We start from the raw sequence: 12,364 nt of genomic DNA, 5'->3' as shown, positions 1-12,364 counted from the left end.
TGGCGTCCCGCTCCAGCTCAGCGCCCGTCAGCGATAGTCTTCCTCGTCGAGCGAGACGACGCGCGCCTGTTCGGCCAGGTCGGCCTCGTTGGCCCGGGCGGGGTCCGCGTCCTCCAGGGAGTCGTCGCGCTCCGGCTTGACGTCCTTGTACTGCTCGGCGGCGTCGTTCTCCGGCGCCTCGACGTCGATCTCGCCGAAGTCGTCGTCCTCTTCGAACGTCCCCGGGTCGGTCGGGTCAACGGACATGGTGGGCTCCCTTCCTACGAAAGTCCCTGCGAGTTGCAGGGGCCACAAGCGGGTGCCCTCGGTACGAGCCTAGGAGACACCCGATCGGGACGCTATGCGATCGCTGTGCAGGGTGCCCCGGAATCGCGTCGGCATGACGCGGGCGCGGCAGCGTCTCGGCGCGCGTTCGAACCCACGTGTGATGGCGAACACACAAAGTCGCACGTGATCGTCTCGTAACATTGCCCGCATGTCTTCGACCGAGCTGCCCTCCGTGCCGCCCACCAGTGTGCTGCCGAAGGCGACCGCCGTACGGGTTGCGGAGGGAGAGCGGCTCCGGTCGGTCGGGCTGCCGGGCGTCACGCTGACGGTGCGTTCCCGGCCGCCCGCGCGCGACGGGCTCCAGCCCGCGCTCTACGTGCACGGCCTGGGCGGTTCCTCGCAGAACTGGTCCGCGCTGATGGCCCTGCTCGACGGGGTCGTGGCGAGCGAGGCCGTCGACCTCCCCGGCTTCGGCGACTCTCCGCCGCCGGACGACGGCGACTACTCGATCACGGCACACGCGCGTGCCGTGATCCGCTACCTCGACGCCTCCGGACGCGGGCCCGTCCATCTCTTCGGCAACTCCCTCGGCGGCGCGGTGTCCACGCGCGTCGCCGCCGTCCGGCCCGACCTGGTGCGCACCCTGACCCTGGTCTCCCCCGCCCTGCCGGAGCTGCGCGTGCAGCGCACCGCGGTGCCCACCGGGCTGGTCGGGCTGCCCGGCATCGCCGCGCTCTTCAGCCGGTTCACCCGGGAGTGGACGGCCGAGCAGCGCGTCCGAGGCGTCATGGCGCTCTGCTACGGCGATCCCGGGCGGGTGAGCCCCGAGGCGTTCCGGCACGCGGTGGAGGAGCTGGAGCGCCGACTGCAACTGCCTTACTTCTGGGACGCGTTGACGCGCTCCACGCGCGGGTTGCTCAGCGCGTACACGCTGGGCGGCCAGCACGGGTTGTGGCGGCAGGCCGAACGGGTCCTCGCCCCGACCCTTCTCGTCTACGGCGGCCGCGACCAGCTCGTCGGCTTCCGCATGGCGCAGCGGTCCGCCCGCGCCTTCCGCGACTCCCGCCTGCTCACCCTGCCGGACGCCGGCCATGTGGCGATGATGGAGTACCCCGAGACGGTGGCGATGGGGTTCCGCGAGCTCCTCGCCGAGACCACGACCGAGAAGTCGGGGGGCTGAGGCCGACGTGGGACGCCACAGCCGGCGCGGGCCCGCGCCCAAGGGCGCCGACAAGGGCTCGTCCAAGGTCGCACCGCAAGGCCCCGCTCAGGGGCCGGCGCAGGGCGACCCGCGGGGTGCCCGCGTCCAGTCCCCGCCCCCGGGCCGGGACGGCACTCCCGCACGCGGAGTACCCCGCTTTCCCGAAGGAACACCCGCCCACGGGTTTGCGCCGGTGCGCGGCGGTCACCCCGAGCAGCGTGAAGCCGGAGGCGGCTGGGGTGAGTTGAAGGGGCGGCAGGCGGGTACCGGGCAGCCCGTGATACCGCGTCAGAGAACCACGCCCCCGGGCAGCCCGCGCCAGGGCGCCCGTCAGGGCCCACGTCAGGACTACCTCGACGCCTTCGAGGAGGACGACGACGTCTTCACGCGCGCGAGGACGCCGTACGCCTCCACCCGCACGCGTGAGGGAGTCCTGCACGCCTCAGCCGCCGACGTGCACACCGTCTCCGGCGCGACCTCCTCGGTCGGCGTCGACGGGCCCGACGAAGCGCCGCCCACCGGCGCGCCCGCCCCGGCCAGGAGCGCCAAGGGGCGGACGTTCACCGGCATCGCGGCGGCCGCCGTCACCACGGCGCTGGCCGTCGTGGTGGCAGGCCAGGTCACCGACGGGCGGGACGAATCCGTCCGGCCGCAGGCCGCGGCCGACCGCGCCCGAGACACCGTCGACGACGCCACCCGCGGGGACGACCGGCCCAGCCCGTCGGCGTCCACCGGCGCGGTTACGCTGACGTACGCGCAGAAGATGGCCGTCAGGTACCCGCTCGGCGCCAAGTTGAAGGGGTCGGGACGGTTCGACGCGGTCGCGGGCGTCGACAAGGCGCCCGGCAAGGGCCGCAAGTACACCTACCGCGTGGACGTGGAACAGGGGCTCGGCCTCGACGGCGAGCTCTTCGCCGAGGCCGTGCAGCAGACGCTGAACGACGACCGCAGCTGGGCCCACAACGGTGCGCGCACCTTCGAACGGATCCACTCGGGAAAGCCCGACTTCGTCATCACGCTCGCCAGCCCCGGCACCACCGCCGTGTGGTGCGCCAAGTCGGGTCTGGACACCACGGTGGACAACGTCTCCTGCGACTCGGCCTCCACCGAGCGCGTGATGATCAACGCCTACCGGTGGGCGCAGGGCTCGAAGACCTTCGGCGACGAGATGTACGCCTACCGGCAGATGCTGATCAACCACGAGGTCGGCCACCGGCTCGGCTTCAGCCACGTCACCTGCGACAAGGACGGCGAACTCGCGCCGGTCATGCAGCAGCAGACGAAGTTCCTCGACCACGACGGGATCCACTGTCTGCCCAACGCCTGGGCCTTCCCCGGGAGTTGACGGACGGCGACGGAGGTCACGTTGACATGCGCAGAAAGTTCGACCATATTTCTGCGCATGTCGCCCCGTCACACCTCCGCGCGCGCCGCCATCGAGCTGGCGCTCATCGGTGTGACCGCAATCTGCGTGGCCGACATTCTCTGTAGCTGACGCCCGCCTCTGGCGTTCGCGTCGCGACTTCTCTCCTCTTCCGTGACTCCGTCACGGGTTTTCCGACGACCTGACGCCGGGCAGACGTCTGCTCCTCTTCGTCTCACCCCTCGTCACTTTGTCTCATCATTTGAGAGGTCGTCTCCGATGCGTCAACCGTCCCCCACTGCGCGCCGCGTGGCCGCGGCGTCCATCAGCCTCCTGGTGGCAGCCGGCGCCTCCGCCTGCGGGCCGGAAGACAACGATGCCAAGGCCGCCGGCGGCGACTCGGCGCCCCACCGGGGCGGCACGCTGACGATCCTGAACCGCAACCCGCAGGAGGACTTCGACCCCGCCCGCCTGTACACCTCCGGCGGTGGCAAGGTCCCCACCCTGGTCTTCCGCACGCTCACCACCCGCAACCGCGAGAACGGCGCGGCCGGCGCCCAGGTCGTCCCCGACCTCGCCACCGACACCGGACGGCCCAACAAGGACGCCACGGTGTGGACGTACACCCTCAAGGAGGGCCTGAAGTACGAGGACGGGACGGCGATCACCTCGGCCGACGTCAAGTACGGCATCGAGCGGTCCTTCGCGCCCGAGCTCTCCGGCGGCGCGCCCTACCTGCGGGACTGGCTGGTCGGCGCGGCCGGCTACCAGGGGCCGTACAAGGACCCGAAGGGCCTCGCCTCCATCGAGACGCCCGACAGCCGCACGATCGTCTTCCATCTGAACAAGCCCGAGGGCGAGTTCCCCTACCTGGCCACCCAGACGCAGTTCGCGCCCGTCCCGAAGGCCAAGGACACCGGTACGAAGTACGAGGAGCACCCGGTCTCGTCCGGCCCCTACAAGGTCGTCAGGAACGAGAACGACGGCGAGCGGCTCACCCTGGAGCGCAACACCTTCTGGTCCGCGAAGACGGACGCCGAGCGCAAGGCCTACCCCGACCGGATCGACGTGCGGTCCGGGCTCGACTCCTCGGTGATCAACCAGCGGCTGTCCGCGTCCCAGGGGGCGGACGCCACGTCCATCACCACGGACACCAACCTCGGCCCGGCCGAGCTGGCCAAGGTCAGCGGCGACAAGGAGCTCGCCGCGCGCGTCGGCACCGGCCGCTTCGGCTACACGAACTACATCGCGTTCAACCCCAAGGTGAAGCCGTTCGACGACATCAGGGTGCGGCAGGCCATCTCGTACGCCGTCGACCGGTCGTCGGTCGTCAACGCGGCGGGCGGCTCCTCGCTCGCCGAGGCCGCCACCACCTACCTGCCGAACCAGAAGTCCTTCGGCTACGAGCCCTACGACCTCTTCCCGGCGGGCCGGACGGGCGACGCGGCGAAGGCCAGGGAACTGCTGAAGCAGGCCGGTCACCCGAACGGGCTGACCGTCACCCTCACCCACTCCAACAGCCAGGACTTCGAGACCAGCCCGGAGATCGCCACCGCGATCCAGGACGCGCTCAAGAAGGCCGGCATCACCGTCAAGCTGCAGGGCCTCGAGGACAACGACTACTCCGACACGATCCACGACGTGAAGACCGAGCCCGGCTTCTTCCTGGCCCACTGGGGTGCCGACTGGCCCTCCGGCGGTCCGTTCCTCGCCCCGATCTTCGACGGCCGGCAGATCGTCGAGGACGGCGCCAACTTCAACACGGGCTTCCTGAACGACAAGTCGGTCAACGCCGAGATCGACGCGATCAACAAGCTGACGGATCTCGACGCCGCCGCCAAGAGGTGGGGCGCTCTGGACAAGAAGATCGGCGCGCAGGCGCTGACCGTGCCGCTGTTCCACCCCGTCTACAAGCGGCTGTACGGGTCGGACGTCCGCAACATCGTCATCAGCGACTGGGACGGCGTCCTGGATCCCTCGCAGGTCGCGGTGAAGTAGCGCCGTGAGCGAGGCAGTCACCGAGGCGGCCGCCGAGGCCGCCCTCGCCGCCCGGGCCATGGGGACGGACTCCGCGTCCGTCCCGGTGGCCTCGGGGGCCCATCAGTTCTGGCGACGGCTGCGTACGCAGCGCGCCGCCCTCGTCGCGGCGTTCGTCGTCGCGCTGCTCGTCCTGGTCGCGCTGGCCGCACCGCTGCTCACCGCCCTCGAGGGCCAGGACCCGACCACCTACCACCCCGCCCTCATCGACTCCGCGCGCGGGGGCGTGCCCGTCGGGTCGCTCGGCGGGATCGGCGCCGACCACTGGCTGGGCGTCGAACCGCAGACCGGCCGCGACCTGTTCGCCCGTCTCGTCCTCGGAGCCCGGGTCTCGCTGGGCGTCGCACTGGCGGCGACCGTGATCCAGGTCGCCATCGGCGTCACCATGGGCATCGCCTCCGCGCTCGGCAGCCGCTGGATCGACCAGCTGTTGAGCAGGATCACCGACGTCTTCGTCGCCCTGCCGCTGATGATCATGTCGTTGGCGCTGCTCGCCGTCGTCCCCGCGAGCTTCCCCCGGCCCGTGCTGGTCACCCTGGTCATCGGCCTGCTGTCCTGGGGCAACATCGCCAAGGTGGTACGCGCGCACACCCTCACCCTCAAGGGACTCGACCATGTGGCCGCGGCACGCCTGAGCGGCTGGGGGTCCTGGCGCGTCGCCCGCCGCGAGCTGCTGCCCGGCCTCGCCGCACCCGTCATCACGTACGCGGCGCTGCTCGTGCCGCAGAACATCACCGTCGAGGCCGCCCTGTCCTTCCTCGGCGTCGGCGTGAAGCCGCCCACGCCGTCCTGGGGACAGATGCTCACCGCCGCCGACGTCTGGTACCAGGCCGCCCCGCAGTACCTGCTGCTGCCCGCCGGCGCGCTCTTCGTGACCGTCCTCGCGCTGACCGTCCTCGGCGACGGCGTGCGCACGGCCCTCGACCCGCGCGCGGCCTCCCGGCTGCGGGTGGGCACGGGGCGCAGGCGCGAGAACGGGGCGGCCGCGGCCGTGCGGAAGGGAACATCCTCATGAGCGGCTTCAGCGGGTTCAGCGGGTTCGTGCTGCGCCGGGCGGTCGGAGTGGTCCTCACCCTGTTCGCCATCTCGGTGATCGTCTACGTCGTCTTCTACGTCACTCCTGGAAACGTCGCCCAGATCACCTGCGGCCCGCGCTGCTCGCCCGAACAGGTGCAGCAGGTCGCCGCCCAACTGCGCCTCGACGACCCCCTGTACCTGCGGTACTGGCACTTCCTGGAGGGACTCGTCACCGGCCGGGACTACTCGACCGGCACCTCCGTGGAGCACTGCCCGGCGCCCTGCCTGGGGCTGTCGTACCAGAGCGACCAGCAGGTCACCCGGCTGATCCTGACCAAGCTGCCGGTGAGCCTGTCGCTCGTCTTCGGCGCGATGGTGGTGTGGCTGATCCTCGGCGTGGGCACCGGCGTGCTCTCGGCCTGGCGGCGCGGCCGGCTCACCGAGCGCGTGCTGACGGCCGTCACCCTCGCCGGCACCGCCACGCCCGTCTTCGTCATCGGTCTGATCCTGATGATCGTCGTCTGCGGGGAACTGCGGCTGCTGCCCTTCCCGCAGTACGTGAACCTCACCGACGACCCCGAGCAGTGGGCCTGGAACCTGCTCCTGCCCTGGCTCTCGCTCGCCCTCATCGAGGCCGCGTCCTTCGCCCGGCTGACCAGGGCGGCGATGCTGGAGACCCTTGCCGAGGACCACATCCGCACCTTCCGCGCGTACGGCGTCGGCGAGCGCTCGGTCATCGGGCGGCACGCGCTGCGCGGGGCGTTCGCACCGGTCATCGCGCTGAACGCGAACAACTTCGGTTCCGCGGTCGGCGGCGCCGTGCTCACCGAGACCCTCTTCGGGCTGCCCGGCATCGGCCAGGAACTGGTGCACGCGGTCAACGTCGTCGACCTGCCGGTGGTGGTCGGCATGGTCCTGGTCATCGGCTTCTTCGTGGTCCTCGCCAACGCCGTCGCGGACGTCCTGTACGCGCTGGCCGACCGACGGGTGGTGCTCGTATGAGCCTGGTGGACGTCACTGATCTGACGGTCGAGTTCGGCGCCCTGCGCGCCGTCGACGGCCTCTCCTTCCGCCTGGCCGAGGGTGCCGCCCTGGGGCTGGTCGGCGAGTCCGGCTCCGGCAAGTCGACGGTCGCCGCGGCCCTGCTGGGGCTGCACCGGGGGACGGGAGCCGTGGTGCACGGCTCCGTGCGGGTCGCCGGGACGGACGTCCGGGCCGCGTCCGACGAGGAGCTGCGGCGGCTGCGCGGGGGCCGGGCGGCGATGGTCTTCCAGGACCCGCTGTCCTCGCTCGACCCGTACTACGCGATCGGCGACCAGATCGCCGAGGTGCACCGGGTGCACACGCGTGTGTCGCGCCGTGCGGCACGCGCGCGTGCCGTGCGGGTCCTGGAGCGCGTGGGAATCCCGGACGCGGCACGGCGCTCCCGGTCACGGCCGCACGAGTTCAGCGGCGGCATGCGCCAGCGCGCTCTCATCGCCATGGCGCTGGCCTGCGAGCCCGACCTGCTGATCGCCGACGAGCCGACGACGGCGCTCGACGTGACCGTCCAGGCGCAGATCCTCGACCTGCTGCACACCCTGCGCGAGGAGACCGGCATGGGGCTGCTCCTGGTGACGCACGACGTGGGCGTGGCCGCCGAGAGCGTCGACGAGGTGCTCGTCATGCGGCACGGGCGGCTCGTCGAACACGGACCCGTGGGGACGGTCCTGGCGGCGCCCGCGCAGGCCTACACACGCGAACTGCTCGGGGCCGTGCCCCGGGTGGACGAGCGCCGCGAGGCAGGGCCTCGTGGAGCATGGATTCGTGAGGCAGGGCTTCGCGAGGCCCAGGTGCAGGAGGCGGGTTCCCGCGAGGGCGCTCCCCACGAGGGCGCTCCCCACGAGGGCGGTCCACGGGAGGGCGGTCCACGGGAGGGCGCCGTCGACGGGGTCGAGGTCCATGACGTCGCGGGTGGGCCGGGGGCGGCGGAGGTCGTCCTGGAGGCGCGCGGGCTGCGCCGCGAGTTCGGGCGCGGGAAGCGGGCGTTCGCGGCCGTGGACGGCGTTTCGCTGACGGTCCGCCGGGGCGAGACCCTCGGCGTCGTCGGGGAGAGCGGCAGCGGCAAGACGACGCTGGGCCGGATGCTGGTCGGACTGCTGGAGCCGACGGCGGGCGAGGTCCGCCACCGGGGACGGGTGTCGGCCGGAGTCGACCCGGCCGTCCAGATGGTCTTCCAGGACCCCGTGTCCTCCCTCAACCCCCGCCGCAGCGTGGGGGAGTCCGTCGCCGACCCGCTCCGCGCGCGGGGCGAGCGGGACGAGGCGCGCGTCAGGGGGCGGGTGAGGGAGCTCCTGGAGCGCGTGGGGCTCGAAGCGGCGCACTACGACCGCTATCCGCACGAGTTCAGCGGGGGTCAGCGCCAGCGCGTGGGCATCGCGCGGGCCCTCGCGGCGGACCCGCGCGTCATCGTCTGCGACGAGCCGGTCTCGGCGCTCGACGTGACCACCCAAGCCCAGGTCGTCGCCCTGCTCGGCGAGTTGCAGCGCGAGCTCGGCCTCGCGCTGGTCTTCGTGGCCCACGATCTGGCCGTGGTACGCCAGGTCAGCGACCGGGTCGCGGTGATGCGACGTGGCCGCGTCGTCGAGGAGGGGCCCGCCGACCAGGTGTACGAGTCGCCGAAGGACCCGTACACCAGGCAGCTGCTGGCCGCCGTGCCGGCGCTCGACCCGGCGGTCGCGGCCCGGCGGCGGGCGGAGCGGCGCAGCGCGCGGCGACGGGAGCCGGCGGTGGCGTGACGCCCGCCGCCGGGCCGGGTGACGCATGCTGCCGGGCGGCGTGGCGCCCGCTGCCGTGGGAGCGGACGTCACAGAGCCGCGGCGGGAGCGCCGACGGCCCGCCGCGGTGGGAACGGCTGGTCGTGGGTGTCAACGCCGCGCAGAGGTGGCGTAACGTTTCGCGGTCGGATGATCTCTTAGCGCGACCGAACGCGGCCCGCACGGGAAAGTTACGTCCGTTCACCCCTTTTGGTGGTGCGATGGACAACCGTCCATCGCACCACCGCCTTGTCCGCATACGTTCTTCCCGCTGCGAGCCGCCGGGTCAACGGCGGCTCCCCAAACGGGAGATCGGGGGTGCGCGTGCGCATCGGACTGGTTACGGAGGGTGGCTATCCGTATGTGAGCGGTGACGCCGGGCTCTGGTGCGACCGGCTCGTGCGCGGGCTCGGGCAGCACCAGTTCGACGTCTACGCGCTCAGCCGCGGCGAGCATCAGGAGGACGCGGGCTGGATCGAGCTTCCGCCGCAGGTCGGTCGCGTGCGCACGGCGACGCTGTGGACGGCCGAGGACGACGGGGTCTCCTACGGACGGCGTGCGCGCCGGCGCTTCGCGGAGTGCTACGACGAGTTGGCGGCCGCCCTGTGCGAAGGGGAGGCCCCCGACTCGACGGATCCTCCTGGGGCCGGTCCGACCGCTCAGGCGGACCGTTTCGCCTACGCGTTGTACGGCCTCGCCGAGCTCGCCCGGGACGAGGGCGGGCTCGTGGGAGCGCTCCGCTCGGAAGGCGCCGTGCGCGCACTGGAACGTGCCTGTCGCGCGCCCGGCGCGAGGCGTGAGGCGCGTGAGGCGCGCGTACCCGAGCTGCTCGCCGTCGCCGCACAGCTCGAACGCGCCCTGCGCCCCCTCTCGTTCGACTGGTACGAGGACCACGGGGGCGACGAGGGGGAGGGGCTCGGCTCCGTCGACCTGTGCCACGCCACGTCGGGCGGCGCGGCCGCCCTGCCCGGGCTGCTCGCACGGCACTTCTTCGACGTACCGATGCTGCTGACCGAGTACGGGGTACGGCTGCGCACCCACTACCTGACCTCGGGCAGTGCTCCGTCGCCCGCGGGTCCCGGGAGCGCGCCCGGCGCCGAAGCCGCGCCGGCCGCCCGCGCCCTGGTCGCCGCCTTCCACGGCCGGCTCGCGGCCGAGGTCTACCGGCAGGCGGCGTGCGTCACGCCCGGCAACACCCACGCCCGCCGCTGGCAGGAGCGCTGCGGCGCGGACCGCGCCAAGCTGCGCACCGTCTACCCGGGCATGGAGGAGTCCCGCTTCGCCGAGGTGGGCGACGCCCCGGACACCGCCGACCCGCACACGCTGGTCTGGGTAGGCCGGGTCGAGCCGGCGAAGGACCTGGTGTCCCTGCTGCACGCCTTCGCGGAGATCCGCAGGGAGGAGCCGCGGGCGCGCCTGCGCATCGTCGGCGCGGCGGCCGGCGGGGAGGCCCGGGCATACCTCGGCCACTGCAGGATGCTCGCCGCCCAGCTCTTCCCCGACGAGGCGGACGGACCGCACTGCGTCGGCCACAACCCCGTGTCCTTCGAAGAGGTCGGCGGCCCGGAGGCGCCCAGCCTGGCCGAGGTGTACGCCTCCGGCGCGGTCGTCGTGCTGTCCAGCGTCGTGGAGGGGTTCCCGGTCGGCCTGGTCGAGGCCATGTTCTGCGGGCGGGCGACCGTGTCGACCGACGTCGGCGCGGTGGTCGAGGTCATCGGCGGCACGGGACTGGTCGTACCGCCGCGCAACCCGCGGGCGCTCGCCGAGACGTGCGTGGCACTCCTGCGGGACCCCGAGCGTCGTGCGCGCTTGGGCGCGGCCGCCCGCGCCCGCGCCCTCGAACTGTTCACCGTCGAGCAGAACGTGGCGGCGTTCCACAGCATCTACCTGGAGCTCGTGTCCCAGGCCCCGGTGAGCCGGTTCGTCTTCGACGACGACGGCGAACCCCGGCCGTTCGCCGTCCCGGCCGAGGCACGTGTGCCGGGCCTCTGGATCGACCTGGGCGCGCGCGGGCCCGCCCGGCACGACCCGGTCCGGCACGACCCGGTCCGGCACGACCCGGTCCCGCACGGCCCGGCCTGGGTGGCGGGAGCGCCAGTACAGGAGGGCGTGTCGGTACGGGAGAACTCGCCGCTATGGGAGGACGTGCAGGTACGGGAGGGCGTGCAGGTACGGGCGGACGTGCAGGTACGGGAGGGCGTGCCGGTACAGGAGGACTCGCCGGTACGGGAGGGCGCGCCGGTCGCCGCTACGGAGGGAGCACGATGAGCGGACTCGACGAACTCGACCGGCCCGGCACGCCGGACGGCGCAGACGCGCCCGCCGACGCCGGTGCGGTACCGGACAGCCGCAGGCCGCCCGCTCCCCGACGCGGGGCGGCGGACCCGGTGAAGGCCCTGATGCACCGTCACCGTGAGCTGTGCGAGCGGGCCGTCGACCCGCTCGAGATCGCGGCCGGCCTGGAGGCCCACGGGGTCACCGACCGCACCGCCGCGCGCTTCCGCCACCGGGACGTCTTCTCCCTGGCCGAGGAGATGTACGCCCGCGTCCCCCGCGACGGCGACGCGCCCCCGCTCCCCACGCCCGGCGAGCTTCCCCGCCCCCGCCTGGACTGGGCGCTGCTCACCCTCCTGCCGGGCGTCCTGTGCGCCGCGACCGTGACCGGCGTGCGCCTCACCGACGGGCGGACCTGCCTCCTCGTCGCCGCCGCCGGCACCCTCGCCGTGGCGTTCGCCGTGCACGCGGCACTGCACCGGGGCCCGTTGAGCGCGCACCGTGGCGCCCACCCCGGTCTGCAGCGGACCGAGGCCTGGACGTGCTGGCTCCTCGGCTACGCCGCCCTCGGCGACGGTCTGCTGCGCGCCGCCGTCGAGGGCGGTCCCGACGTCCTGCCCGACGGCACGGCGGACGGCCCCTGGCCCTTCGCCGCGGTCCCGCTGCTGGCCCTCACCCTGGCCTGCGCCCCGGCCGCCTGGTGCGCCCACCTGCTCGCCGTGCGGGCCCGCCGCCGCCTGAACGCCAGCCGTGGCCTGGAGGAGTTCGCCGCCTCCGTGCGGCCGCTGCTGCTGGGCGTGTTCGCCCTGTTCGGGTGCGCGCTCGCCGCCCTGACCGCCCTGAGCGCCGCGGTCCTGGACGAGCCCGCCGACCACGCCCCCGTCCTCGCCCTGGGCGCCCTCCTCTTCCTCGCCCGTCTTCTCACCCTGCACGGCTTCACTCATGCCCCGGCGGTCGTCATCGGGGCCGTCGGCACGGCTGAACTGCTCGCGCCGGCCACGGTCTTCGCGGGCCGTCTGCCCGGGTGCGGCTTCCTGGCCGCCCCCGTGGAGAACGTCGTGACCGCGTGGGGCCCGGCGGGCGTCCCGTCCCTGGTCTGTGCGAGCGCCGCGCTGATCCTGCTGGTCCACGCGACCCGCACGCTGACCAGGGCCTCCGCCCACGCGCGAACGGACCAGCCGTGCTGACCCAAGCCCGCCACCGCCGCCGCCCGTGCCTTCGGCCGCCGTGCGCAGCGCAGCCCCCACCGTGCCCCGACGGCACGACGCGCGCGTGCCTCCACCCGGCCGCAGCCCACCGCAACACCCCTGAAGGAGAGAACAGATGACCACCTCCCGATCCGGAGCGACCAGAGCCGCCGGGGCACCCGCGGTCGCCGGAGCCCCCGCGGTCACAGGAGCCGGAGCACCC

The 12,364-nt window shown here is 73.1% G+C and carries 10 protein-coding genes; 9 read left to right on the top strand and 1 reads right to left on the bottom strand.

What is annotated here, in order from left to right; translation table 11 throughout:
• Positions 1 to 27: 27 nt before the first annotated feature.
• On the bottom strand, positions 28 to 246 hold the full coding sequence (locus ACZ7DE_RS01385) for a hypothetical protein (RefSeq protein ID WP_470756684.1): 219 nt from the start codon (positions 244 to 246) through the stop codon (positions 28 to 30).
• A 229-nt stretch (positions 247 to 475) separates the two neighbouring features.
• Between ACZ7DE_RS01385 and ACZ7DE_RS01380 the strand changes: the two genes are divergently transcribed.
• From ACZ7DE_RS01380 to ACZ7DE_RS01340, 9 genes are all read left to right on the top strand, one after another.
• Positions 476 to 1,447: an alpha/beta fold hydrolase gene (locus tag ACZ7DE_RS01380; RefSeq protein WP_470756682.1), complete on the top strand. Its 972-nt coding sequence runs from the start codon at positions 476 to 478 to the stop codon at positions 1,445 to 1,447.
• Positions 1,448 to 1,745: 298 nt separating this feature from the next.
• Entirely contained in the window at positions 1,746 to 2,813 is a 1,068-nt protein-coding gene (locus ACZ7DE_RS01375; RefSeq protein WP_470756680.1) for a DUF3152 domain-containing protein, read from the top strand.
• 57 nt (positions 2,814 to 2,870) lie between these two features.
• Complete coding sequence (locus tag ACZ7DE_RS01370) at positions 2,871 to 2,963, top strand: Ms4533A family Cys-rich leader peptide (RefSeq protein ID WP_470756678.1); 93 nt, start codon at positions 2,871 to 2,873, stop codon at positions 2,961 to 2,963.
• A gap of 147 nt (positions 2,964 to 3,110) precedes the next feature.
• Positions 3,111 to 4,829, top strand: coding sequence for an ABC transporter substrate-binding protein (locus ACZ7DE_RS01365; RefSeq protein WP_470756676.1), 1,719 nt, complete (start codon positions 3,111 to 3,113; stop codon positions 4,827 to 4,829).
• Positions 4,830 to 4,887: 58 nt separating this feature from the next.
• Entirely contained in the window at positions 4,888 to 5,883 is a 996-nt protein-coding gene (locus tag ACZ7DE_RS01360; protein ID WP_470757910.1) for an ABC transporter permease, read from the top strand.
• Positions 5,880 to 6,887, top strand: coding sequence for an ABC transporter permease (locus tag ACZ7DE_RS01355; protein ID WP_470756674.1), 1,008 nt, complete (start codon positions 5,880 to 5,882; stop codon positions 6,885 to 6,887). The genes ACZ7DE_RS01360 and ACZ7DE_RS01355 overlap by 4 nt, the downstream gene beginning before the upstream one ends.
• Positions 6,884 to 8,662 carry a dipeptide ABC transporter ATP-binding protein gene (locus tag ACZ7DE_RS01350; protein ID WP_470756672.1) on the top strand — a complete coding sequence of 593 codons (1,779 nt, stop codon included), beginning with the start codon at positions 6,884 to 6,886 and terminating at the stop codon, positions 8,660 to 8,662. Before ACZ7DE_RS01355 ends, ACZ7DE_RS01350 begins: the two co-directional genes overlap by 4 nt.
• A 342-nt stretch (positions 8,663 to 9,004) precedes the next feature.
• Positions 9,005 to 10,948, top strand: coding sequence for a DUF3492 domain-containing protein (locus ACZ7DE_RS01345; RefSeq protein WP_470757908.1), 1,944 nt, complete (start codon positions 9,005 to 9,007; stop codon positions 10,946 to 10,948).
• A complete protein-coding gene (locus ACZ7DE_RS01340; RefSeq protein ID WP_470756670.1) occupies positions 10,945 to 12,141 on the top strand; it encodes a hypothetical protein in 1,197 nt (398 codons plus the stop codon). The genes ACZ7DE_RS01345 and ACZ7DE_RS01340 overlap by 4 nt, the downstream gene beginning before the upstream one ends.
• The last annotated feature ends 223 nt before the right edge of the window (positions 12,142 to 12,364 follow it).

It is taken from the genome of Streptomyces sp. NPDC037083 (genome assembly GCF_055606485.1).
This window is presented reverse-complemented; position numbering and strand designations above follow the sequence as displayed.

Coding starts and splice junctions, on each gene's coding strand:
- ACZ7DE_RS01385 (WP_470756684.1), bottom strand. CDS start 246: ATGTCCGTTGACCCGACCGACCCGGGGACGTTCGAAGAGGACGACGAC.
- ACZ7DE_RS01380 (WP_470756682.1), top strand. CDS start 476: ATGTCTTCGACCGAGCTGCCCTCCGTGCCGCCCACCAGTGTGCTGCCG.
- ACZ7DE_RS01370 (WP_470756678.1), top strand. CDS start 2,871: ATGTCGCCCCGTCACACCTCCGCGCGCGCCGCCATCGAGCTGGCGCTC.
- ACZ7DE_RS01365 (WP_470756676.1), top strand. CDS start 3,111: ATGCGTCAACCGTCCCCCACTGCGCGCCGCGTGGCCGCGGCGTCCATC.
- ACZ7DE_RS01360 (WP_470757910.1), top strand. CDS start 4,888: ATGGGGACGGACTCCGCGTCCGTCCCGGTGGCCTCGGGGGCCCATCAG.
- ACZ7DE_RS01355 (WP_470756674.1), top strand. CDS start 5,880: ATGAGCGGCTTCAGCGGGTTCAGCGGGTTCGTGCTGCGCCGGGCGGTC.
- ACZ7DE_RS01350 (WP_470756672.1), top strand. CDS start 6,884: ATGAGCCTGGTGGACGTCACTGATCTGACGGTCGAGTTCGGCGCCCTG.
- ACZ7DE_RS01340 (WP_470756670.1), top strand. CDS start 10,945: ATGAGCGGACTCGACGAACTCGACCGGCCCGGCACGCCGGACGGCGCA.